The organism is Blastococcus sp. SYSU D00868, assembly GCF_054050575.1.
The window spans coordinates 1-23372 of record NZ_JBJGZO010000029.1 but is presented as its reverse complement, the minus strand read 5'-3'; the positions used below and the strand labels follow the sequence as shown (position 1 = coordinate 23372).

General features: G+C 75.0%; 23 protein-coding genes. 19 read left to right on the top strand and 4 right to left on the bottom strand.

Translation table 11 applies throughout. The annotated features are described in order from the left end of the window. The first annotated feature begins 37 nt into the window (after positions 1-37). From sucC to ACI79F_RS19560, 9 genes are all read left to right on the top strand, one after another. Positions 38-1198, top strand: coding sequence for an ADP-forming succinate--CoA ligase subunit beta (gene sucC, locus ACI79F_RS19600; RefSeq protein WP_456545866.1), 1161 nt, complete (start codon positions 38-40; stop codon positions 1196-1198). Positions 1199-1229: 31 nt separating this feature from the next. Continuing rightward, a complete protein-coding gene (sucD, locus tag ACI79F_RS19595) occupies positions 1230-2108 on the top strand; it encodes a succinate--CoA ligase subunit alpha (protein ID WP_456545865.1) in 879 nt (292 codons plus the stop codon). 202 nt (positions 2109-2310) lie between these two features. After that, complete coding sequence (locus ACI79F_RS19590) at positions 2311-3144, top strand: hypothetical protein (protein ID WP_456545864.1); 834 nt, start codon at positions 2311-2313, stop codon at positions 3142-3144. 75 nt (positions 3145-3219) lie between these two features. After that, positions 3220-4203 (top strand): hypothetical protein, encoded by a 984-nt coding sequence (locus ACI79F_RS19585; RefSeq protein WP_456545863.1) that lies wholly within the window; start codon positions 3220-3222, stop codon positions 4201-4203. 128 nt (positions 4204-4331) lie between these two features. Next, positions 4332-5507, top strand: a complete 1176-nt coding sequence (locus ACI79F_RS19580) for a cell division protein PerM (protein ID WP_456545862.1) — start codon at positions 4332-4334, stop codon at positions 5505-5507. Positions 5508-5569: 62 nt separating this feature from the next. Further along, the gene (gene purN / locus ACI79F_RS19575) at positions 5570-6178 is read left to right on the top strand and encodes a phosphoribosylglycinamide formyltransferase (protein ID WP_456545861.1); all 609 of its coding nucleotides are present in this window, start codon (positions 5570-5572) and stop codon (positions 6176-6178) included. Next, positions 6175-7737 (top strand): bifunctional phosphoribosylaminoimidazolecarboxamide formyltransferase/IMP cyclohydrolase, encoded by a 1563-nt coding sequence (gene purH / locus ACI79F_RS19570; RefSeq protein WP_456545860.1) that lies wholly within the window; start codon positions 6175-6177, stop codon positions 7735-7737. The genes purN and purH overlap by 4 nt, the downstream gene beginning before the upstream one ends. Before the next feature lie 11 nt (positions 7738-7748). Continuing rightward, on the top strand, positions 7749-8417 hold the full coding sequence (locus ACI79F_RS19565) for a pentapeptide repeat-containing protein (protein WP_456545859.1): 669 nt from the start codon (positions 7749-7751) through the stop codon (positions 8415-8417). 64 nt (positions 8418-8481) lie between these two features. After that, positions 8482-8787, top strand: coding sequence for a hypothetical protein (locus ACI79F_RS19560; RefSeq protein WP_456545858.1), 306 nt, complete (start codon positions 8482-8484; stop codon positions 8785-8787). Position 8788: 1 nt separating this feature from the next. Here the strand turns inward: ACI79F_RS19560 and ACI79F_RS19555 are convergent, their stop codons facing one another. Next, entirely contained in the window at positions 8789-9529 is a 741-nt protein-coding gene (locus tag ACI79F_RS19555) for a hypothetical protein (protein WP_456545857.1), read from the bottom strand. A gap of 105 nt (positions 9530-9634) precedes the next feature. On the opposite strand from ACI79F_RS19555, the gene ACI79F_RS19550 reads away from it, so the two are divergent. From ACI79F_RS19550 to ACI79F_RS19535, 4 genes are read left to right on the top strand one after another with little or no spacing between them, the layout of a single operon-like run. Then, entirely contained in the window at positions 9635-10504 is an 870-nt protein-coding gene (locus ACI79F_RS19550) for a bifunctional methylenetetrahydrofolate dehydrogenase/methenyltetrahydrofolate cyclohydrolase (protein ID WP_456545856.1), read from the top strand. Continuing rightward, positions 10504-10845, top strand: coding sequence for a DUF3017 domain-containing protein (locus ACI79F_RS19545; protein ID WP_456545855.1), 342 nt, complete (start codon positions 10504-10506; stop codon positions 10843-10845). Before ACI79F_RS19550 ends, ACI79F_RS19545 begins: the two co-directional genes overlap by 1 nt. A 36-nt stretch (positions 10846-10881) precedes the next feature. Continuing rightward, on the top strand, positions 10882-11835 hold the full coding sequence (mdh, locus tag ACI79F_RS19540; RefSeq protein WP_456545854.1) for a malate dehydrogenase: 954 nt from the start codon (positions 10882-10884) through the stop codon (positions 11833-11835). Positions 11836-11878: 43 nt separating this feature from the next. Beyond that, positions 11879-13093 (top strand): NADP-dependent isocitrate dehydrogenase, encoded by a 1215-nt coding sequence (locus ACI79F_RS19535; RefSeq protein WP_456545853.1) that lies wholly within the window; start codon positions 11879-11881, stop codon positions 13091-13093. Positions 13094-13198: 105 nt separating this feature from the next. On the opposite strand, the gene ACI79F_RS19530 is transcribed toward ACI79F_RS19535, so the two are convergent. Beyond that, the gene (locus ACI79F_RS19530) at positions 13199-14188 is read right to left on the bottom strand and encodes a CAP domain-containing protein (RefSeq protein ID WP_456545852.1); all 990 of its coding nucleotides are present in this window, start codon (positions 14186-14188) and stop codon (positions 13199-13201) included. Between the two features lie 207 nt (positions 14189-14395). On the opposite strand from ACI79F_RS19530, the gene ACI79F_RS19525 reads away from it, so the two are divergent. After that, positions 14396-15730, top strand: a complete 1335-nt coding sequence (locus ACI79F_RS19525; protein WP_456545851.1) for a hemolysin family protein — start codon at positions 14396-14398, stop codon at positions 15728-15730. 11 nt (positions 15731-15741) lie between these two features. On the opposite strand, the gene galE is transcribed toward ACI79F_RS19525, so the two are convergent. Then, positions 15742-16698 (bottom strand): UDP-glucose 4-epimerase GalE, encoded by a 957-nt coding sequence (galE, locus tag ACI79F_RS19520; protein WP_456545850.1) that lies wholly within the window; start codon positions 16696-16698, stop codon positions 15742-15744. A gap of 86 nt (positions 16699-16784) precedes the next feature. On the opposite strand from galE, the gene hisC reads away from it, so the two are divergent. The 4 genes from hisC (at position 16785) to ACI79F_RS19500 (ending at position 20669) form a co-directional block, all read left to right on the top strand. Next, positions 16785-17897 (top strand): histidinol-phosphate transaminase, encoded by a 1113-nt coding sequence (gene hisC / locus ACI79F_RS19515; RefSeq protein WP_456545849.1) that lies wholly within the window; start codon positions 16785-16787, stop codon positions 17895-17897. A gap of 79 nt (positions 17898-17976) precedes the next feature. Further along, positions 17977-18999 (top strand): tryptophan--tRNA ligase, encoded by a 1023-nt coding sequence (gene trpS, locus ACI79F_RS19510; protein WP_456545848.1) that lies wholly within the window; start codon positions 17977-17979, stop codon positions 18997-18999. Next, positions 18996-19583, top strand: a complete 588-nt coding sequence (locus tag ACI79F_RS19505) for a 2'-5' RNA ligase family protein (protein ID WP_456545847.1) — start codon at positions 18996-18998, stop codon at positions 19581-19583. Before trpS ends, ACI79F_RS19505 begins: the two co-directional genes overlap by 4 nt. Before the next feature lie 111 nt (positions 19584-19694). Then, a complete protein-coding gene (locus tag ACI79F_RS19500; protein ID WP_456545846.1) occupies positions 19695-20669 on the top strand; it encodes a YihY/virulence factor BrkB family protein in 975 nt (324 codons plus the stop codon). Here the strand turns inward: ACI79F_RS19500 and ACI79F_RS19495 are convergent. Next, the gene (locus tag ACI79F_RS19495) at positions 20635-21960 is read right to left on the bottom strand and encodes a D-alanyl-D-alanine carboxypeptidase family protein (RefSeq protein ID WP_456545845.1); all 1326 of its coding nucleotides are present in this window, start codon (positions 21958-21960) and stop codon (positions 20635-20637) included. The genes ACI79F_RS19500 and ACI79F_RS19495 overlap by 35 nt on opposite strands. A gap of 267 nt (positions 21961-22227) precedes the next feature. On the opposite strand from ACI79F_RS19495, the gene ACI79F_RS19490 reads away from it, so the two are divergent. Beyond that, a complete protein-coding gene (locus ACI79F_RS19490) occupies positions 22228-23307 on the top strand; it encodes a BMP family lipoprotein (RefSeq protein ID WP_456545844.1) in 1080 nt (359 codons plus the stop codon). The last annotated feature ends 65 nt before the right edge of the window (positions 23308-23372 follow it).

The following is a 23372-nucleotide window of genomic DNA, read 5'->3' as shown; positions in this document are numbered from 1 at the left end:
AGACGGCCGGGTTACGGGCGGGCTACGGTGCCTGCTCGTGGATCTCTTCGAGTACCAGGCACGTGACGTGTTGGCCTCGCACGGCGTCCCCGTGCTCCCCGGTGGCGTGGCGGAGACGCCGGAGCAGGCGGAGGCGATCGCCCGCGAGATCGGCCAGCAGGTCGTCGTCAAGGCCCAGGTCAAGACGGGTGGCCGCGGCAAGGCCGGCGGCGTCAAGCTCGCGGCCGACGCGGACGAGGCGCGCGCCCGGGCCCAGGACATCCTCGGCCTGGACATCAAGGGCCACATCACCCACAAGGTGATGGTCGCCCAGGCCTCGGACATCGCCGAGGAGTACTACTTCTCCTACCTGCTCGACCGGTCGAACCGGACCTTCCTGGCCATGGCCTCGAAGGAGGGCGGCATGGAGATCGAGCAGCTCGCCGTCGAGCGCCCCGAGGCGCTGGCCCGCATCCCCGTCGACGCCTCCGTGGGCGTGGACGAGCAGAAGGCGGCCGAGATCGTCGACGCCGCGAACTTCCCCGCCGAGGTGCGCGACCAGGTCATCGCGATCGCCGTGCAGCTGTGGGACGTCTTCAGCAAGGAGGACGCCACCCTCGTCGAGGTCAACCCACTGGCCAAGGCGCCGGACGGCACCGTCCTCGCGCTGGATGCCAAGGTCACCCTCGACGAGAACGCCCGCTTCCGGCACGAGGCGCACGAGGCCCTGGAGGACACCGCCGCCGCCGACCCGCTCGAGGCGCGGGCCAAGGAGAAGGACCTCAACTACGTCAAGCTCGAGGGCGAGGTCGGCATCATCGGCAACGGCGCCGGCCTGGTGATGAGCACGCTCGACGTCGTCGCCTACGCCGGTGAGGAGTTCGGCGGCGTGAAGCCGGCGAACTTCCTCGACATCGGCGGCGGCGCCTCGGCCGAGGTCATGGCCAACGGCCTGGAGATCATCCTCTCCGACCCGGCCGTGAAGAGCGTCTTCGTCAACGTCTTCGGTGGGATCACCGCCTGCGACGCCGTGGCCAACGGCATCGTGACCGCCCTGGGCATCCTGGGCGACGAGGCGACCAAGCCGCTGGTCGTCCGGCTCGACGGCAACAACGTGGAGGAGGGCCGGCGGATCCTCGCCGAGGCCGACCACCCGCTGGTGACCGTGGTGGACACGATGGACGGCGCCGCGCGCCGGGCCGCCGAGCTCGCCGCCTGACCGCCCCGACACCCGACAGGACACCACAGAGATGTCGATCTTCCTCAACGAGAACAGCAAGGTCATCGTCCAGGGCATGACCGGCTCCGAGGGGCGCAAGCACACCCAGCGCATGCTGGCCTCCGGCACCGCGATCGTCGGCGGCGTGAACCCGAAGAAGGCCGGTCAGTCGGTCGACTTCGACGGCGCCAGCGTGCCGGTGTTCGGCTCCGTCGCCGAGGCCATGAAGGAGACCGGCGCGGACGTCAGCGTCATCTTCGTGCCGCCGGCCGGCGCCAAGGCCGCCACCATCGAGGCCGTCGACGCCCAGATCGGGCTCGCCGTCGTGATCACCGAGGGCATCCCGGTGCACGACTCGACCGCGGTGTGGGCGCACGCCCAGGGCGGGTCGACGCGGATCATCGGGCCCAACTGCCCCGGCCTGATCAGCCCCGGGCGCTCCAACGCGGGCATCATCCCGGCCAACATCACCAAGCAGGGCAAGATCGGCCTGGTCAGCAAGTCGGGCACGCTGACCTACCAGATGATGTACGAGCTCCGCGACATCGGCTTCTCCACCTGCGTCGGCATCGGCGGCGACCCGGTCATCGGCACCACCCACATCGACTGCCTGCAGGCCTTCCAGGACGACCCGGAGACCGAGGCCATCGTGATGATCGGCGAGATCGGCGGCGACGCCGAGGAGCGGGCCGCCGACTTCATCAAGGCCAACGTGACCAAGCCGGTCGTCGGCTACGTCGCCGGCTTCACCGCGCCCGAGGGCAAGACGATGGGCCACGCCGGCGCCATCGTGTCCGGCTCGGCCGGCACCGCCCAGGCCAAGAAGGAGGCCCTCGAGGCCGCCGGCGTGAAGGTCGGCAAGACCCCGTCGGAGACCGCCCGCCTCATGCGGGAGATCGTCGGCGCCTGAGCCGTCCGGCACCGCGACCGCCCCGGCCCCCTCGTGGGGGCCGGGGCGGTCGCCGTTCGGCGGGCGGAAACACGGCGTGTTGCAGGCGGGTCACGAAACCGACCCCGACGGGGGAGCACTAGGCGTGGCGCGGTTGCGTGCGTCAACATCGACGCGCGAGCATCCCGCACGCCAGCCCGTCATCACGGAGGAGAGTCGACCCATGACCAGCAGTCAGCCGCCCCAGCAGCCGCCGGGGTACGGCCAGCAGCCGGCCGGCTCCCCCCACGCTCAGCCCCAGCAGACTGCGTACGGTCAGCAGCCCGGCTACGGCCAGCAGCCCGGCTACGGCCAGCAGCCGCCCGCCGGCCAGCCGCAGCAGGGATACGGGCACAACCCGTACGCGCAGCCCGCGGGCAGCGGCGGCCAGCTCGGCTTCGACGCCAAGCGGCTGAAGATGGCCGACTACGTCGTCGCCGGCGGGGCGCTGCTCTTCCTGCTCTTCGCCCTGCTGCCCTGGTACTCCGAGGACTTCGGCTTCGGCCAGAGCTTCTCGGTGAACGGGTTCGACCTCGGCACCATCACCACCGCGTTCGTCCTGTTCCTCGTCGCCGGCGTCTGGGCGCTCGTGCCCGCCGTCACCGACCTGAAGCTGCCGTTCCCGCGCGGCTTCGTGACCGCCGGCCTGGCCGGCATCGGTCTGCTGCTGACGCTCATCGGCTGGATCGACGCCTTCGACCTGCCCGACTTCAGCGTCTTCGCGCTGCTGACCTTCCTCACCGCGGTCGCCATCGCCGTCTTCGCGGTCCTGGGCCTGCTGCCGGACCTGAAGAACCGTCCCGGCCTGCCCGGTGGGCTCGCCGGCGCGGCCCAGTGGGCCAACCAGCAGGCGCCCGCGTTCGGCGCCGGTCAGCCCGGCACCCCGCAGCAGTCCTACGGCCAGCCGCAGGCCCCGCAGCAGCCCTACGGCCAGCCGCAGCAGCAGTACGCGCCGCCCCCGCCGCCGGCCCAGCCGAACCCCGGAACCCACCCGGGCCAGCCCTCGGGCGGCTTCTGACCGCCGCGGTCCGCCGCGGCACGCACCACCGGCGGGAACCCTCCGCCACCCGTCACGAGCAAGGAGAGTCGTCCCATGAGCAGCAGTCAGCCGCCCCAGCAGCCCGGGGGGTACGGGCAACCGTCACCGGGCCAGCAGCCGGGGTACGGCCAGCAGCCGGCCGGCTCCTCGCCCTACGGGCAGCCGCAGCCGCCGCAGCCGCCCCAGCAGCCCGCCTACGGCCAGCAGCCGCCGGTCGCGCAGCCCTACGGGCAGCCCCAGCAGCCGGCCTACGGCCAGCAGCCCACCTTCGCCGGCCAGAGCAGCGCCGGGAGCTCGGTCGACTTCTCGCGGGTGAAGTTGTTCGACTGGCTCATCGTCGGCGGGGCGCTGCTGTTCACCCTCCTCATGATCCTGCCCTGGATCGGGTTCGACGAGGAGGAGTTCGGGTTCAGCGACTCGGTCAACGGCTTCAGCAGTTCGATCGACACGCCGTTCGGCAGCGGCAACGCCGACTACTCGGCGGCGCTGGCGATCCTGGCGTGGCTGCTGTTCCTCGCCGCCGCCGTCTGGGCGATCCTCCCGGCGTTCGTGCAGCTGAGGCTGCCGTTCCCGCGCAGCTTCGTCACGGTCGGCCTGGCGGGCCTGGGCCTGCTGTTCATGCTGATCGTCTGGATCCAGCTGCTCAGCCTCGGTGAGGGCGCGCCCTTCAGCCTGATCGGGTTCCTCGCCTTCCTCACCGCGGTCGCCATCGCCGCGATCGCCGTCCTGACGCTGCTGCCGGAGCTCAAGGCCCGCAAGGCCGCCGGCGGTCCGGGCGCCGGGGGTGGCTTCGGCGGCGGCCAGCACCAGGCGCCGCAGCAGTCCTACGGGCAGCCGCAGGCCCCGCAGCAGTCGTACGGGCAGCCGCAGGCCCCGCAGCAGCAGTACGGGCAGCCGCAGGTCCCGCAGCAGTTCGGCCAGCCGCAGCCGCCGCAGCAGCCGCAGCAGCAGCCGCAGCAGCCGTACTCGCCGCCGCCTCCGCCGCCGGCCCAGCCCGGCCAGGGCACCAACCCCGGGCAGCCCGGCAGCGGGTTCTGACCCACCGCGTCCCCTCCGGGACGCAGCGCACCGGCACGCACGAGGGCCGGCGACTCCCGTCGCCGGCCCTCGTGGCGTTCCCGGCGCGTGTACCGCCGTCCGGCGGTCGCACTTGGGACAGTGGACCCGTGGTCTCCCTGCTCTCCCGCCTCACGTCCCCGGGACGGCGGGCGCCGGGGCACCCCGTCTGGCTGGCGGCGGCCGCGGCCGCCGCCGTCACCGCCCTCGGGCTCGTCGGGCTCGGGCTGGCCCTCGTCGTCGTGCAGACCCTCGACCCGACCGGCGGCCTGCCGGTCGGCGGGTCCGCGGAGCTCGCCGGCCGGCTCTGGCTGCTCGCCCACGGCGGCCGCCTCCAGCTCCCCTCCGGCCCGCTGGCGGTCGCGCCGCTGCTGCTGACCCTCGCCGTCGCGTGGGGGCTCTGCCGCGTCGGCCGGGGGGTGGTCGCGGCCCGGGACGTCGCCGGTGCGCGGGCCGCCGCGGAGGTCGTCGGGATCGTCCTCGCGGTGCACGCCCTGCTCACGCTGCTGGTGGCGGTCGTCGTCGGCGCGCCCGGCCGCGGGCTGCTGCAGGCCCTGGCCGGGGCCGCGGGCCTCGCGCTGCTGGCCACCGGCTGGGGGGTCGCGCGCGAGAGCGGCCTGCTCGCCGCCGCGCTGGACCGCCTGCCCGCGCCCCTGCGGCCGGTCCCGCGGGGCGCCGCCGCCGGCCTGCTCGCCGCGCTCGCGCTCTGCACGGCGGTCGTCGCGGTCGCGGTCGCCGCCGACGCCGAGGGCTACGCCGCGCTCACCGCCGACCTGGGCGGGTCGGGCGCCGGGGCGGTCGGCTCGCTGGGCCTGGCGCTGCTCCTGCTGCCCAACGCCGCCGCCGCCGTCCTCGGGCTGGCCGCCGGGCCGGGCTTCTCGATCGGCGCCGGCACGCTGGTCTCGGTGCACGGGGTGACGCTCGGCCCGCTGCCCGCCCTGCCGCTGCTGGCCGCGCTGCCCGACACCCAGGCCGTGCCGCTGGTCGCGTGGGTGTCCCAGGCGATCCCCGCGGTCGCCGGGCTGGTCGCCGGCGCGGCCGTCGGCCGGCGGCTGGCCCCCGGGGACGGCGGCCCGGCGGTCGCCGGCCTCGCCGGGCTGCTCGCCGGCGTGCTGCTCGGCGCCGGGGCGGCGGCCGTCGCCTGGGCCGGGGGCGGCGTCCTGGGCGACGGCGGGCTGGCCGAGGTCGGCGCGCCGCCGCTGGCCACCGGCATCGCGGTCGCCGCGCAGGCGGGCATCGCGGGCGCGGTGGGCGCCGCGGTCGCCCGCTGGCGGGCCCGCGACTGAGCGGCCCGGCCCGGCCGCGGGGGCCCGCGGGCGCCTCCGCCGTCCCCGATAGTGTCGCTGCCGTGCCGACCGCCGTACCGACCCGGCGCGCCCGGGTCGTCGTGCTGGTCTCCGGCACCGGCTCGCTGTGCGCCGCGCTGCTGGACGCGGCCGACGACCCCGGCTACCCGGCCGCGGTCGTCGCCGTCGGCGCCGACCGCGAGGCCCCCGGCCTGGAGCACGCCCGCCGCCGGGAGCTGCCCACCTTCGTCTGCCGTGTGGGCGACCACCCCGACCGCGCCGCCTGGGACCGGGCGCTCGCCGGCGCGATCGCGGCCCACGAGCCCGACCTCGTCGTCTCGGCGGGGTTCATGAAGCTGGTCGGCCCCGCCGTGCTCGGCGCGTTCGGCGGCCGGCTGCTCAACACCCACCCCGCTCTGCTGCCGGCGTTCCCGGGCGCGCACGCCGTCCGCGACGCGCTGGCCGCCGGCGCCGGGGTCACCGGCAGCACCGTGCACTGGGTGGACGCCGGTGTGGACACCGGCCCGGTGATCGCCCAGCGGGAGGTGCCGGTCCTGCCCGGCGACGACGAGGCGCGCCTGCACGAACGGATCAAGGCCGTGGAGCGGACGCTCCTGGTGGACACGGTGGCGCAGCTCGCCGCCGAGAGGACGAGGGAGAGCCCCCGATGAGCGACCGCAGCCCCGACCGCATCCCCGTCCGCAGGGCGCTGCTGGGCGTGTACGACAAGAGCGGTGTGGAGGAGCTGGCCCGCGGGCTGGCCGAGGCCGGGGTCGAGCTGGTCAGCACCGGCGCGACCGCCCGGCGGATCGCCGAGGCGGGCGTGCCGGTCACGCCGGTGGAGGAGGTCACCGGCTTCCCGGAGTGCCTCGACGGCCGGGTGAAGACCCTGCACCCCGCGGTGCACGCCGGGATCCTGGCCGACCGGCGCCGGCCGGAGCACGTGGCCCAGCTCGAGGAGCTCGGCGTCGCGGCCTTCGACCTCGTGGTCGTGAACCTCTACCCGTTCACCGAGACGGTCGCCTCGGACGCGACGCCGGACGAGTGCGTCGAGCAGATCGACATCGGCGGCCCGGCGATGGTCCGCGCCGCGGCCAAGAACCACCCGTCGGTGGCGGTCGTGGTCGACCCGGCCCGCTACGGCGACGTCCTCGCCGCCGTCCGGGCCGGGGGGTTCACCCTCGCCGAGCGGCAGCGGCTGGCCGCCGCGGCGTTCCGGCACACCGCCACCTACGACATCGCCGTCGCCTCCTGGATGGGCAGCGTGCTGGCCCCCGGGGACGAGTCGGTCTTCCCCTCCTGGGTCGGGGCCAGCTGGGAGCGCGCCGACGTGCTGCGCTACGGCGAGAACCCGCACCAGGGCGCCGCCCTCTACCGCGGCGGCGAGCCCGGGCTGGCGCACGCCGAGCAGCTGCACGGCAAGCAGATGTCCTACAACAACTACGTCGACACCGACGCCGCCTGGCGGGCCGCCCACGACCACCGCGACCCCTGCGTGGCGATCATCAAGCACGCCAACCCGTGCGGGATCGCCGTCGGCCCCGACATCGCCTCGGCGCACCGCAAGGCGCACGCCTGCGACCCGGTCTCGGCCTTCGGCGGGGTGATCGCCGCCAACCGCGAGGTGGACCTGGCGATGGCCGAGCAGATCGCCGACGTCTTCACCGAGGTCGTGGTCGCCCCCTCGTTCACCGCGGACGCGGTGCAGGTGCTCACGGCGAAGAAGAACATCCGGCTGCTGCGGCTGCCCGAGGGCTCCCGGCCGGCCGCGGAGTTCCGGCCGATCAGCGGCGGCCTGCTGCTGCAGTCGGCGGACCGCATCGACGCGGCCGGCGACGACCCGACCACCTGGACGCTCGCCACCGGCGAGCCCCTGGACGCCGCGGAGCTGGACAACCTCGTCTTCGCCTGGCGCAGCGTGCGCGCGGTGAAGAGCAACGCCATCCTGCTCGCCCACGACAAGGCGACGGTCGGGGTCGGCATGGGCCAGGTGAACCGGGTCGACTCCGCCCGCCTGGCGGTGGCGCGGGCGGGGGAGCGGGCCGCGGGCTCGGTGGCCGCCTCCGACGCCTTCTTCCCCTTCGCCGACGGCCTGCAGGTGCTCGTGGACGCCGGCGTGCGGGCCGTCGTCCAGCCCGGGGGGTCGGTCCGGGACGAGGAGGTCGTCGCCGCCGCGGCCGCCGCCGGGGTCGCGATGTACCTCACCGGGACCCGCCACTTCGCCCATTGAGTAAGGACCCCGTGCCCCCCACCCCTCGCAAGCTCGGGTCGGGCCCCTACACGGGGCCCAAACCGCACCTGCGCCCGCCGGCGCCGGGGGAGGTCCTCGAGGACGCCGACCTCGCCCGCGTCGACTGGTGGGGCGAGGAGCTGACCGAGGTCACCTTCACCCGCTGCCGGTTCGACGACGCCGACCTGACCGAGCTGGTCACCCGCCGGTGCGTGTTCACCGAGTGCGTGCTGACCGGCGCGCGGATGGCCGGGTCGCGGCACGCCGGGACGGCGTTCCTCTCCTGCCGCTTCGACCGGGCCCGGCTGTTCGACGCGGTGTGGGAGGGCTGCAAGCTCACCGGCTCGCACTTCCCCGGCGCGACCCTGCGGCCGCTGACGACGACGGACACCGACTGGAGCTGGACCTCGCTGCGCGGGGTCGATCTCTCCGGCTCCGACCTGTCCGGCCAGCGCTTCACCGAGGCCGACCTGACCGACGCCGACCTCCGCGAGTGCGACCTCACCGGCGCCTCGCTGGTGCGCGCGCGGCTGCAGGGGGCGAAGCTGCGCGGCAGCGACCTGCGCGGTGCCGACACCGAGGCAGTGAACTGGCTCACGTTCGAGCTGACCGGCGCGCGCCTGGACCTGGGGCAGTCCGTGCAGGTCGCGCGGGCACACGGGGCCCTGGTGACGGACTGAGTCCCCTGGGACGCATGGGAACCGGACCCTTCCGTCACGGGTTTGAGATGCCGATGATGTGGGCATGCTCGCCGCTTTGGTCCTCGTCCTGCTGATCGGCTGCGCCCTCGCCGTCTGGAAGGACCTGGTCCACCAGCGCAGCGACGTCCCCGTGGCGCGGATGGAGTACGCGCGGGAGGCCGGCGCGGCGACCCGCCGGACCCTGCGGTCGTTCCTGCCACGCTCGCGCAAGCCGTTCCTGCCGGCGGAGGACCGGGCCCCGCTGCCGGGGCGGATCACCTGCTCGGACGTGTCGGACTACGTCGCCAGCGGCTACCAGGGCATCGTCGTGCACCTGATGCAGGCCGACCGCCGGCGCCGCGCCGCCTGAGTCACCGCACCCGCGGGCCGGTCAGCATCGCCTTGAGCGAGCCGAGCAGCCCCAGGACCGGCACCGCCGCGGCGGCCCAGAAGCCGGCCTCGAAGAAGTCCCAGGTGAAGTTGGCCAGGTTGAGCACCACGACCACGGCGACCAGCGCGGGCAGGGTGACCAGCAGCGCGAGGACGCCGAGGGTCTTGTGACTGCGGGCGGGCAGCAGCGCCAGCACGCCCAGCACCAGCAGCACGCCGCCGGCGAGCACGACGACCGGCGGCTGCCAGCTGCCGGAGTCGAAGTCCCGGAAGCCGTCCTCGACCAGGTCCCAGCCGCTCGCGTCCGCGACCCAGTCCAGCAGCAGGCTGACCCCCGCGGCGATCCCGGCGAGGACCAGCAGCAGGCCGGCCAGGGCGTCGGGGCGGCGGACGGTCACCGGCGAGGTCGAGTACTGCGGCGCCGTGGAGGAGTCGTCGCGCCGGTCGTCGCGGCCGGGAGTGCCGGTGCCGAGCGTGCCGACCGTCGCGCTGGCCCCGGCGCCCGAGTACGGCGCGCTGGCCCCGGCGCCCGAGTACGGCCCGCCGGCGCCCGCGCCCGAGTAGGACCCGCCGGTCCCGGAGCCCGGGTACGACCCGCCGGTCCCGGCGCCCGGGTGGGGGCCGCCGACCGGCCGCCGGCCCGGCGCGGTGTCCTCCCGCCAGTCCGGCGCCGCGCCCCACTGGGGCTGCGGGGCGGCAGGGGACTGGTCGCGCTCGCTCATGCGGTCTCCTCGCGGGGTCGCGCGGGCGTGCCGGGCGCGCCCACTGCCGCGCCAGCCTAGGGCCGCGGCGGCCCGGCCACCCGGCGGTCGGGCAGACTGTGGCCCGTGCCCGCCACGACCCTCGACGGCAAGGCGACCGCCGCCGCGATCCGGACCGAACTGACCGAGCGCGTGGCCGCGCTGACCGCGGCCGGTCACCGGCCCGGCCTCGGCACGCTGCTGGTGGGGGACGACCCGGGCAGCCGCTGGTACGTCAACGCCAAGCACTCCGACTGCGCCCAGGTGGGCATCGCCAGCATCCAGCGCGAGCTGCCCGCCACCGCGACGCTGGCCGACGTGCTGGCCGTCGTCGAGGAGCTCAACGCCGACCCCGACTGCACCGGCTACATCGTCCAGCTCCCGCTGCCGCGGCAGGTCGACGAGTACGCCGTCCTCGAGGCGATGGACCCGGCCAAGGACGCCGACGGGCTGCACCCGACCAACCTCGGGAAGCTGGTGCTCGGCGTCGACGGGCCGCTGCCGTGCACCCCGGTGGGCATCGTCGAGCTGCTGCGCCGCCACGACGTGCCGATCGCCGGCGCGGAGGTCGTGGTCGTCGGGCGCGGGATCACCGTCGGCCGCCCGCTGGGGCTGCTGCTCACCCGGCGCAGCGAGAACGCCACCGTGACCCTGTGCCACACCGGCACCCGCGACCTGGCCGCGCACCTGCGCGCGGCCGACGTCGTGGTCGCCGCGGCCGGGGTGCCCGGCCTGGTCACCCGGGACGTCGTGAAGCCCGGCGCCGCGGTCCTCGACGTGGGCGTCAGCCGGGTCGACGGCAAGATCGCCGGCGACGTCGCGAAGGACGTCGTCGAGGTCGCCGGCCACGTCGCCCCCAACCCCGGCGGGGTGGGCCCGATGACCCGGGCGATGCTGCTGCAGAACGTCGTGCTGGCCGCCGAGCGGGCGGCCGGCGTCGAGGCCCTGTCGGCCTGATGAGCACCATGACCCGCCCGCCGCTGTACCGCCGCCGGCCGTTCCTCGCCGGTCTGCTGCGCCAGCTGCCGCTGCTGGCGGTGCTCCTCGGGGTGGGCGTCGGGCTGGGCATGGTGGCGCTGGAGCACTGGCGCCGCGGTCTGGTGGTCGTCGGCGTCTCGCTGATGGCCGCCGGGCTGCTGCGGCTGTTGCTGCCCGTGCGCCGGGTGGGCTTCCTCGCCGTCCGCAGCCGGCCGGTCGACGTCGTCCTGCTGGCCGGGGTGGGCGCGGCCGTCGTCGCCGTGGCCCTGTCGATCCCCGCGGACGCCGCCGTCCCCGTGCTCCCGCCCGCGACCCGCTGAGGCGGCGGGGTGCGTTCTGACGCTAGGTTGGCCGCCATGGCAGAGCAGCCCAGGAACGGCAAGGTCACCGTCGTCGGTGCCGGCTTCTACGGCTCGACCACCGCTCTCCGTCTGGCGGAGTACGACGTCTTCGAGACCGTCGTCCTCACCGACATCGTCGAGGGCAAGCCCGAGGGCCTGGCCCTCGACATCAACCAGTCGCGCCCCATCGAGGGCTTCGAGACCAAGGTCGTCGGGGTCGGCGGCGGGTCCTACGAGGGCACCGAGGGGTCCGACGTCGTCGTGATCACCGCGGGTCTGCCCCGCAAGCCCGGCATGAGCCGGATGGACCTGATCGAGACCAACGCGAAGATCGTCCGCCAGGTCGCCGAGAACGTCGCGCGGACCTCGCCGGAAGCCGTGGTCATCGTGGTCTCCAACCCGCTCGACGAGATGACCGCGCTGGCGCAGATCGCCACCGGCTTCCCGAAGCAGCGGGTGATGGGCCAGGCCGGGATGCTGGACACCGCCCGGTTCAGCCACTTCGTCGCCGAGGAGCTGGCCGTGCCGGTCTCCTCCGTGCGCACCCTGACGCTCGGCTCGCACGGCGACACCATGGTCCCGGTCCCCTCGCGGTGCACCGTCGACGGCAAGCCGCTGGCCGACGTGCTGCCCGCCGACCGCGTCGAGGAGCTGGTGACCCGCACCCGCAACGGCGGCGCCGAGGTCGTCGCGCTGCTCAAGACCGGGTCGGCCTACTACGCCCCCTCGGCGGCCGCCGCGCGCATGGCCAAGGCCGTCATCGAGGACTCCGGCGCCGTCATGCCCGTGTGCGCGTGGGTCGACGGCGAGTACGACATCTCCGGCGTCTACCTCGGCGTGGAGGCCGAGATCGGGCGCGAGGGAGTGCGGCGGGTCGTCCAGGGCGACCTGACCGAGAGCGAGCTGGCCGGGCTGCGCGAGGCGGCCGAGGCCGTGCGCGCCAAGCAGGCCGACGTCGCCGACCTGTGAGCCGACCTCCGGTCACACCGGCCGGAGCTGCAGAGAGGGAACCATGAGCAAGATCAAGGTCGAGGGCACCGTCGTCGAGCTCGACGGCGACGAGATGACCCGGATCATCTGGCAGTTCATCAAGGACCAGCTGATCCTCCCGTACCTCGACGTGAACCTCGAGTACTACGACCTCGGCATCGAGCACCGCGACGCCACCGACGACCAGGTGACGATCGACTCCGCCAACGCCATCAAGAAGCACGGCGTCGGCGTCAAGTGCGCCACCATCACCCCGGACGAGGCGCGGGTCGAGGAGTTCGGCCTCAAGAAGATGTGGCGCTCGCCCAACGGGACGATCCGCAACATCCTCGGCGGCGTCATCTTCCGCGAGCCGATCATCATGGAGAACGTGCCGCGGCTGGTGCCGGGCTGGACCAAGCCGATCGTCGTCGGCCGTCACGCCTTCGGTGACCAGTACCGGGCCACCGACTTCCGCTTCCCGGGCGAGGGCACCCTGACGGTGACCTTCACCCCGGCCGACGGCTCCGCGCCGATCGAGCACGAGGTCTTCCAGGCGCCCGGCGCCGGCGTCGCCCTGGCGATGTACAACCTCGACGAGTCGATCCGCGACTTCGCCCGCGCCTCGCTGAACTACGGGCTCAACCGGAACTACCCGGTGTACCTGTCGACCAAGAACACGATCCTCAAGGCCTACGACGGCCGGTTCAAGGACCTGTTCCAGGAGGTCTTCGAGTCCGAGTTCGAGGACCAGTTCGAGAAGGCCGGCATCACCTACGAGCACCGGCTCATCGACGACATGGTCGCCGCCTCGCTGAAGTGGGAGGGCGGCTACGTCTGGGCCTGCAAGAACTACGACGGCGACGTCCAGTCCGACACCGTCGCGCAGGGCTTCGGCTCGCTGGGCCTCATGACCTCGGTGCTGATGAGCCCCGACGGCCGCACGGTCGAGGCCGAGGCCGCCCACGGCACGGTCACCCGCCACTTCCGGCAGCACCAGCGCGGCGAGCAGACCTCGACGAACCCGATCGCGTCGATCTTCGCCTGGACGCGGGGCCTGGCCCACCGCGGCAAGCTCGACGGCACCCCCGAGGTGACCCGGTTCGCCGAGACCCTCGAGAAGGTCTGCATCGACACCGTCGAGGGCGGCCAGATGACCAAGGACCTGGCGCTGCTGATCAGCCGCGACCAGGCGTGGCTGAACACCCAGGACTTCCTGGCGGCCATCGACACCAACCTGCAGAAGGCCATGGCCTGACGAAGGACCCCGTCCTCCTCACCCCTCGCACGCTCGGGGCGAGCCTCTGGACGGGGCCGCGATCGGCCCCCTCGCCCGCCCGGGCGAGGGGGCCGATCTGCGTCGTCAGCCGAACAGCTGGGTCCACCACGGGCCGCCGGGGCCCTCGGCGACGCCGACCCCGAGGCGGGTGAGGCCGCAGTCCAGGATGTTCGCCCGATGGCCGGGGCTGTCCATCCACGAGGCCATGACGGCGGCGGCGTCGGCCTGGCCGCGGGCGATGTTCTCCGCCCGTGCGCTCTGCCCGGCGGCGGCGGCCCGGTCGAACGGGTCCCGGCCGTCGGGGTCGGTGTGGTCGAAGTAGCCGCGGTCGCGCATGTCGGCGCTGTGCGCGCGGGCGACGGCGGCCAGGCCCGCGTCGGCGACGACGGCCCCACAGCCGGCCGCGGCCCGCTCCCGGTTGACCAGCGCGAGGACCTGCTGCTCGACCGGGCCCGCGGGCGCCGCGGCCGCCGGCGGCGGGGCCGGCGCGCCCGCGCCGGTCGAACCCGCGGACGACGGCGTGCCGGGGGCGCTGCCCGGCGCCGTGCTGCCGGGGGCCGTGCTGCCGGGGGCTGTGCTGCCGGGGGCTGTGCTGCCGGGCGCCGGCGCCGGTGGGGTGCCCGCCGTCGTGCCCGGGCTGGTGCCCGGAGCCGTGCTGCCCGGGGTGGTCGGCACCGGTCCGGTGCCGCCGGGCGCCGTCGTCCCCGGGGTGGGGGTCCCGGGGGTGGTGGTCCCCGGCGCCGGGGTGCCCGGGACGGCGGAGGTGCCGGGCGTGGGGGTGCCGAGGGGAACGGTCGCCGTCCCGTCGGGCGCGGTGCCCTCGGCCGCCGGGGCGCCGTCCACCCCGATCCGGACCCCGCCGGACTCGAGGCCCGCGGCGGTGCCGGGGTCGCCGTCGGAGGAGGCGTCCACCGTGGCGGTGTCGCCCGCGGCCCCGCCGTAGAAGAGCAGCGCGGCGAGCACGACGCCGACGACGGCGACGCAGATGCCGGCGCCGGAGAGCAGCGCCGCCCGCCGCCGGAGGGAGGCCGCCAGTCGCGCGGACAGCGACGGGCCGGTCGGCAGGTGGTGCACGGGAGACCTCGCGAGAGTTGCCAGTTACACGGATGTGGTTTCGTCAGAGACTACCTGTGATTGCTCCGTGACAGAAAGCCACGAGTGTCGCGAGATGCGGCCGCGGCCGTGTGATCCGATCGAGGGGGTGCCCGGTGGGCAGGCGCTCCCGGGGCGGGCAGCATGGGCGCAGTCCGCAGCACCCGAACCGACAGGAGCACGCCGCCGGTGAGCGACGTCTGGCTCAACATCGTCATGGTCGTCGCCTTCGTCCTGATCGGCGGCTTCTTCGCGGGGGCGGAGATCGCGCTGGTCTCCCTGCGTGACTCGCAGGTGCGGACGATGGCCGAGACCGCCGGTCGGCGCGGCAAGGCCGTGGCGCGGCTGCTCAAGGACCCCAACCGGTTCCTCGCCGCGGTCCAGGTCGGGGTCACGCTCGCCGGCTTCTTCTCCGCGGCCTTCGGCGCCAGCACGCTGTCCGAGCCGTTCGCCGACTGGCTGGAGTCCCTCGGGATGAGCCAGCGCCTGGCCGGCACGCTGGCCTTCATCCTCGTCACCATCGCGATCAGCTACGTGTCGCTGGTCGTCGGCGAGCTGACCCCCAAGCGGCTGGCGCTGCAGCGCGCGGAGGGCTTCTCGCTGCTGGTCGCCGCCCCGCTCAACGGCATCGCGACGATCTCCCGCCCGGTGATCTGGCTGCTGTCGAAGTCCACCGACCTGCTCGTGCGGCTGCTCGGCGGCGACCCCCGGGCCAGCGGCGAGTCGATCAGCCAGGAGGAGCTGCGCGACCTCGTGGCCGCGCACGAGTCGCTGAGCAGCGACGAGCGCCAGCTCATCGGCGAGGTCTTCCGCGCCGGCGACCGGGAGGTGCGCGAGGTGATGACGCCGCGCACGGAGGTCGACTTCCTCGAGGCCTCGATGACCGCCAGCCGCGCGGCCCGCCAGGTCGCGGACTCCAGTCGCTCGCGCTACCCCGTCGTCGGCCGCGACCAGGACGACGTCGTCGGCTTCGTCCACGTGCGCGACCTGTTCCTGCCCAACCACCCCGCCGGGCGCGCGGCGACCGTCGGCGACCTGGCCCGCGGGGTCAAGCGGCTGCCCGGCACCGCCGGCGTCCTCACCGCGCTGTCGGAGATGCGCCGGGAGAACCAGCACCTGGCGATCGTCGTCGACGAGTACGGCGGCACCGACGGCATCGTGACCCTCGAGGACCTCATCGAGGAGGTGATCGGGGAGATCTACGACGAGTACGACGAGGAGGTCGCCCCGGAGCCCGCCGAGGTGCCGGGCGGCCCCCAGGAGGTCGACGGCCTGCTCAACCTCGACGACTTCGCCGAGGCCACCGGGCTGCAGCTGCCCGAGGGCCCCTACGAGACCGTCGCCGGCTTCGTGCTGGCCGAGCTGGGCCGGCTGCCGCAGGTCGGCGACGTCGTCGAGGTCGAGGGGCGCCGCCTCGGCGTGCTGGAGCTGGACGGGCGGCGGATCGCGCGGATCTCGGTCACCCGGCCCGTGCCGCCGGAGGCCGACGCCGAGTCGGTGGAGAGCGGCGCCGGCCCGGCCTGACCGGGGCGGGGTCAGCGCCGCCGCTGCGCGACCTCCCACGCGTCGCGGACGATGCCGGCCAGGTCGGTGTGCCGCGGCGTCCAGCCCAGGTCGGCGCGGATGCGGTCGCTCGCCGCGACCAGCTGGGCCGGGTCGCCGGCCCGCCGCGCGCCGACCTCCACCGGCACCGGGTGGCCGGTGACCTCCCGGACGGCGTCCACGACCTCCTGCACGGAGAAGCCCGTGCCGTTGCCGAGGTTGTAGATCCGGTGCTCGCCCGGCTGCGGGGCGGTCAGCGCCAGCAGGTGGGCGTCGGAGAGGTCCTCGACGTGGATGTAGTCACGGATGCAGGTGCCGTCGGGGGTCGGGTAGTCCTCGCCGTAGACGGTCATCGCCGTCCGCTGCCCGGCCGCGACCTGCAGCGCGATCGGGATGAGGTGGGTCTCGGTGGTGTGCCGCTCGCCGAGGCCGTACGCGGCGCCCGCGACGTTGAAGTAGCGCAGGCTGACCGCGGCGAAGTCGTACGCGGTGGCGTAGGAGGTCAGCATCGCGTCGACGGCCAGCTTCGTGGCGCCGTAGGTGTTGGTCGGGCGGGTGGGCGCGTCCTCCCGGATCGGCACCTGCTCGGGCTCGCCGTAGGTGGCGGCGGTGGAGGAGAAGACGATCCGCCGGCAGTCGACCGCCCGCATGGCCTCCAGCAGCGCCAGCGAGCCGCCGACGTTGTGCTCCCAGTACAGCTCCGGCTTGACCTGGGACTCGCCGACCAGGCTCTTGGCGGCGAAGTGCAGCACCGCCTCGGGGCGCACCTCGGCCAGCACCGGCGCCGACTCCTGCAGCGACGCGCGCACCAGGCGCGCGCCCTCGGGCACCGCGTCGGCGTGGCCGGTGGAGAGGTCGTCGAGCACCGTGACCTCGTGCCCCGCCTGCACCAGGGCGGCCGTGACTACGCTGCCGATGTAGCCGGCGCCGCCGGCGACCAGAACTCGCATGGGCCCACCCTAGGGACGCCCGCCCGGATCGACCCGGCGGCACCGGGGGCGCGCCCACGCGGGCACGGCTGCGGGAGGACGACGACGTGGTCAGCGCACGCCCGGCGGTGCAGTCCCTGCCGGCCTACCGGCCCGGGCGCAACCCCGCCGACCTGGCCCGCGAGCTCGGCGTGGAGCGCGCGGTCAAGCTGGCGAGCAACGAGGTGGCGTTCCCGCCGCTGCCCGCCGTCGTCCAGGCGATCGCCGCCGCGGCCGCCGAGACCCACCGCTACCCCGACAACGGGGCCGTCGTCCTGACCGGGGCGCTGGCCCGGCGCTACGGCGTCGACCCGGCCCAGGTGGTCCCCGGCTGCGGCGCCGTGATGCTCTGCCAGCAGCTGGCCCAGTCGTTCAACGACCCGGGCACCGCCATCGCCTACGCCTGGCGCAGCTTCGAGATGTACCCGCTGCTCGCCCAGGTCGCCGGCGCCCGGCCGATCCCGGTGCCCCTCGTGCCCGGCCGGGAGGGCGGCCCGGCCGACACCCACGACCTCGACGCGCTGGCCGCCGCGGTCGACGCCGACACCCGGCTGGTGTTCGTCTGCAACCCCAACAACCCGACCGGCACCGCCGTCCGCCGGGACGCGCTGCAGCGGTTCCTCGACACCGTGCCCGCCGAGACGCTCGTCGTCCTCGACGAGGCCTACCGCGAGTTCGTCACCGACCCCGACGTCCCCGACGGCATGGAGCTGATGCGCGGCCGGCCCAACGTGGCGGTGCTGCGGACCTTCTCCAAGGCCTGGGGCCTGGCCGGCCTGCGCGTCGGCTACCTGGTCGCGGAGGACCCCGCCGTCGCCGACGCCGTCCGGCGGACCCACGTGCCCTTCAGCGTCTCGATGGTCGCCCAGGCGGCCGCGGTGGCCGCGCTGGAGAGCGAGGACGAGGTCCGGCGCCGGGTCGCCGCCGTCGTCGCCGAGCGGGACCGGCTGACCGCCGGCCTGCGGCGACTCGGCTTCGACGTGCCGGACAGCCAGGCCAACTTCGTCTGGCTGCCCGTCGGCGAGGGGGCGACGGAGCTGGCCGCCGCGCTGGAGGCGCGCGGGGTCATCACGCGCCCGTTCGCCGGCGAGGGGATCCGGGTCACCGTCGGCGCCCCCGAGGAGGACGACGTCCTGCTGGTGGCCCTGGACGCGATCACCGCCGCCACGCCGACCGGGTGACCCACCTCGCCCGTCACGGCCTCGGGGTTCACCGGCGGGGACGGGAGGGGCGACCCGGGCCCGGCCGCGGGCTGGTTTGATGGCCGACGTGCCTCTTCCCCGTGTGCTCTCCGGCATCCAGCCGACAGCGGGTTCGTTCCACCTCGGCAACCACCTCGGGGCGCTGCGCCAGTGGGTCGCGCTCCAGGAGACCACCGAGGCGTTCTACTGCGTCGTCGACCTGCACGCCATCACGCTGCCCCAGGACCCCGCCGAGCTGCGCAGCAACACCCTGACCTCCGCCGCGCAGCTGATCGCCCTGGGCGTCGACCCCGCGCGCAGCTCCCTGTTCGTGCAGAGCCACGTGCCCGAGCACGTGCAGCTGTCGTGGGTGCTGGAGTGCCTCACCGGCTTCGGCGAGGCCAGCCGGATGACGCAGTTCAAGGACAAGAGCCAGCGGGAGGGCACCGCCGGCGCGTCGGTCGGCCTGTTCACCTACCCGGTCCTGCAGGCCGCCGACATCCTCGTCTACCAGGCCGACCAGGTGCCGGTCGGCGAGGACCAGCGGCAGCACCTGGAGCTGACCCGCGACCTCGCGATCCGCTTCAACGGGCGGTTCGGGGACACCTTCACGGTGCCCGAGACGCTGATCCCCGCCGGTGGCGCCCGGATCATGGACCTGCAGGCGCCGGACAAGAAGATGAGCAAGAGCCTGCCCCCGGCCGGCTGCGTGTTCCTGCTCGACGACCCCAAGGTGACGGCGAAGAAGATCCGCTCGGCGGTCACCGACACCGGCCGCGAGGTCGTCGCCGACCCGGTCGGCAAGCCGGGCGTCACCAACCTGCTGACCATCCACAGCGCGCTGTCGGGCACCCCGGTCGCCGCGCTGGAGGAGCAGTTCGCCGGCCGCGGCTACGGGGACCTGAAGAAGGAGCTCGCCGAGGTCGTCGTCGAGTTCGTGACGCCGATCCGCGAGCGCACCCAGGAGCTGCTCGCCGACCGGGCCGAGCTCGAGCGCCTGCTGGCCGCCGGTGCCGCCCGCGCCCGCGAGGTGGCGAGCCGGACCGTGGCCGCCGTGTACGACCGGGTCGGCTTCCTCCCGCCCGCGGGCCCCCGGGCATGACGCACCAGCCGCTCAACGACGACACGTTCGTGCCGCGCCGGAGTGTCCGCAACGACGCGACGGCCGTCGTCGGCATCGTCGTCGCCGTCCCCGAGCCGTGGGCGCAGCTGCTCACCGACTGGCGGGCCAAGTGCGGCGACCCGCAGGCCGGCCTCGTCCCGCCGCACGTCACGCTGCTGCCGCCGACCGAGGTGCGCGTCGCCGACCGGTCCGCGGTGACCGAGCACCTCAGCGCCGTCGCCGGCCAGCACCCGCCGTTCGACATGCACCTGTCGGGCACCGGCACCTTCTCGCCGGTGTCGGAGGTGGTGTTCGTGGCGGTGGCCCGCGGGATCGGCTCGTGCGAGCTGCTCGCCAACGACGTGCGCAACGGCCCCCTGGCCCGGTCGCTGACCTATCCGTACCACCCGCACGTGACGGTCGCCCACGACGTCTCCGCGGACATGCTCGACCTGGCCTACAACGCCCTGGCGGACCTGTCCGCCGAGTTCCGGGTCGAGCACTTCACCGAGTACGAGCAGGCGCCCAACGGCGCCTGGGTGGTCGCCCGCGAGTACCCGCTGTGCGGTCCGCCCCGCCGCTGATCCCGTCCGGCCGCCCGTCGCAGCAAGGACCGCTCTCACCCCCGCCGCTCGCGGGCTCGCGGCGGGCCCCTGCAGAGGCGCCACGGTCGGCGGAGCCGCAGACTCGGGCCGGTGAGCGTGACCCGTGCCCGGCCCGACGACGCCGAGGAGGCCGACCGGCCGGCGCCGCGGCCCGGCCGGGCCGCGCGCGCGTGGCAGCGGGGCGAGGGGGCCGTGCGGGCGCTGCGGCGCCGGTGGGCCTGGTTCGACCACCTCGCCCGCGCCGGCGGCCGGTACCAGCGCCACCAGGGCGACCTGCTGGCCGCGGGCGTCACCTACTTCACGTTCCTCGGGCTCTTCCCGGTGCTGCTGCTGGCCGCCTCGGTCGTCGGCCTGGTCCTCGCCGGCGACGCGCTGCTGCAGCGCGAGCTGTACGACGCCGTCCGCGACGCGTTCCCCGGCGCGACCGGGCGCGGCATCGTCGACGAGCTGCGCGGCGCCGTCGGCGCGGCCGGCGTCGCGGGCGTCATCGGGTTGGTCGGCTTCCTCTACGCCGGCCTGCGGGCGATCGACAAGCTCCGCGTCGGGATGGAGCAGATCTGGCGGGGCCGGGTCGACGAGCCGGAGTTCTGGCGGGACAACCTGCAGGACGTGCTCTCGCTGGTGCTGCTCGGCGCCGTCGCGCTGCTCAGCCTCGCGCTGACCGGCGTCGCGACCACCGCCACCACCTGGACGCTGGAGCTGCTCGGCCTGGACGACGTGGGCGGGCTGGCGCTGCTGACGACCGTCCTGGGCCTGCTGCTGGCGCTGGGCACCGACGTCGTCGTCTTCCTGTGGCTGCTCAAGGTCGTGCCCGCCACGCCGCACCGGCTGCGCGACCTGCTGCCCGGCGCCCTGTTCGGCGCGGCCGGGTTCGAGCTGCTCAAGCTCGTGGGCAGCTGGTACCTGTCGCTGATCGACGACAGCGTCACGTCCTCGGCCCTCGGCGGCGCCGTCGGCATCCTGGTGTGGATCAACATCGTCTTCCGGTTCGCCTTCCTCACCGCCGCGTGGACGTCGACCATGCGCCGCTTCAGCGGCGGCCGGCCGGCCCCCGCGGCCGCCTGACCGCCCGCCGGCGGCCGACCACCGTGGCGACCGCCACCCCCGCCGCGGCCACCGCCAGGCCGACGCCCAGGACGACGGGCGCCTCCCCGTCGCCGTCCCCGTCGCCGTCCCCGTCGCCGTCGCCGTCGCCGTCCGTCCCGTCGGCGGCCGCGGCGCGCGGGCCGGCCACCGGGGCCGAGGCGGACGCCGACGGCCCGTCGGTCGGGTCGGCCGCGGCCAGCGCCTCGGCGCCGGAGTCGACCAGCCGGCCCACGCCCTCGGTGGCCGGGTCGGTGGCGAAGCCCCAGTCGAGCAGCAGCCGGGCCTGGTCGGCGGCCCGCAGCGGCACGTTCTCGGTGTTCATCACGCTGACCACCAGTCGGCGGCCGTCCCGCTCGGCGGCGGTGACGAACGTGTGCCGGGCGGCGTCGGTGAAGCCCGTCTTGCCGCCGAGGTCGCCCGGGTAGGTGTCCAGCAGCGGGTTCTGGTTCTGGATCTGGTAGCCGGGGGAGCGGCCCTCCACCGGCGGCATCTGCGCGACCCGGGTCGTCAGGACCGCGGCGGTCACCGGGTCGGCGACCAGGCGGCGGAAGACCAGCGCCAGGTCGTAGGGGGAGGAGGACTGGCCGGCGACGTCGAGGCCCGACGGCGTGCCGGCGACGGTGTCGAAGGCGCCGATCTCCGCCGCCGTCGCGTTCATCGCCGCGAGCGTGCGGTCCACCCCGCCGGCGGCGCGGGCCAGCGCGTTCGCCGCGTCGTTGCCCGACTGCATGACCAGCGCCTGGAACAGCAGCGACACCGGGTACCGGCCGCCGGCGACCAGGCCGACCTTGCTGCCCTCGACCTGCTCGTCCTCGACCGTGCCCTCGACCACCTGGGCGGGGTCGAGCAGCGGCACCAGGGTGAGCAGCGTCAGCGTCTTGAGCGTGCTGGCCGGGTAGTAGCGGCCGTGCGGGTCACGCGCGGCGAGCACCTCCCCGGTGCCGGCGTCGGCCACCAGCCAGCCCGCGGCCACCACCTCGGCCGGCAGCGGCGGGGTGCCCTCGGCGGCGACGACCCCGCGGGTGGCGAGGTCCTCGCCGCCGACCGTGCTGCCGTCCGGGGCGCTGCCCTGCGGCGGCAGCCCGGGCCACGGCGCGGTGGGGGTGGGCGCCGACGGGTCGGCCGTCGGCCGGGCCACCTCCGCCGTCGGCCGGGCCGACCCGTCCGTCGGGCGGGCCGGATCGGCCGCCGCCGGACCCGCGCCGCCGAGCAGCACGACCCCCGTCGTCAGGGCGGCCGCCACCAGCCGCCGTCCCGTTCCCCCTCGCACGGGGGCGACGCTAGCCCGCGGACCGCCCGCCCGGGGGCGCCACGGTGACGTGGCCCACGACCCGGCCCCCGGCGCGGCCGGCTTGGCAACGATCGCGTTTCGTTCCGCCGCTCGGTTGGTGGCCAGCCCGGTACCGACGAGTAGCTTCCCCTCGTCGCCGTCGGCGGCCGACCCGGCTCACCGCCGGCGAGCGCCACGGACGGCGGACGAGCCCATCGGGCCGGTCCGGCGACACCGGGGCGGTCCCCCACGAGGAGGAGAGACGTCGTGCGCGGAGCGCGCTTGAGGAAGACCGGCCTCCGGGCCACGGCGCTGCTGCTGGCCGGCAGCATGGCGCTGGTCGGCTGTGCCAGTGACGACGACGGCGGCGACGGCGGCAACGGCGGTGGCGGCGGCGGTGGCGGCGGGGGCGACGAGCTCCGCATCGGCCTGGCGTACGACGCCGTGGGCCGCGGCGACCGGTCGTTCAACGACTCCGCCTTCGCCGGCGCGCAGGCCGCGATCGAGGACGCCGACGGCGAGGTGCAGGAGTTCACGCCCAACGAGGACGGCTCCGACCGCGCCGAGGGCCTGGCCAACCTGGCCGAGCAGGGCTACGACCCGGTCATCGCGGTCGGCTTCGCCTACGGCGACACCATCGCCGACGTCGCCGCGGACTTCCCGGACACCACCTTCGCCATCGTCGACTCCTCGGTCGCCGAGCTCGGCCTGAGCAACGTCACCGGCCTCCTCTTCGCCGAGGAGCAGGGCTCGTTCCTGGCCGGCGTGGCCGCGGCGCTGAAGTCCCCGGCCAACCACGTCGGCTTCGTCGGCGGCGTCGAGAGCCCGCTGATCCAGAAGTTCCAGGCCGGCTTCGTCGCCGGCGCCCAGGCGGTCAACCCCGCCATCCGGGTCGACGTGCAGTACATCAGCCCGGCCGGTGACTTCACCGGCTTCAACGCCCCGGACCGTGCCGAGGACATCGCCGACGTGATGTACGGCGACGGCGCGGACGTCGTGTTCCACGCCGCCGGCGGCTCCGGCACCGGTGTCTTCGCCGCGGCGGTCACCGCCGGCAAGCTCGCGATCGGCGTCGACTCCGACCAGTACAACACCGTCGACGACCCGGCCCAGCAGGCCGTGATCATGACCTCGATGCTCAAGCGGGTGGACCTCGCGGTCGAGTCGTTCATCGGCGACTTCGCCGAGGGCTCCGTCGAGGGCGGCACGGACATCGTCAACGACCTGTCCACGGAGGGCATCGCCCTGTCCACCACCGGTGGGCAGATCGACGACATCCAGCCGCAGATCGACGAGTACACCCAGCGCATCGTCGCCGGCGAGATCGACATCCCCACGACCCCCTGATCTCGCGCGCCACGGCGCAGCACCACCACGGTCGGCGGGCCCGGGAGCACATGTCCCGGGCCCGC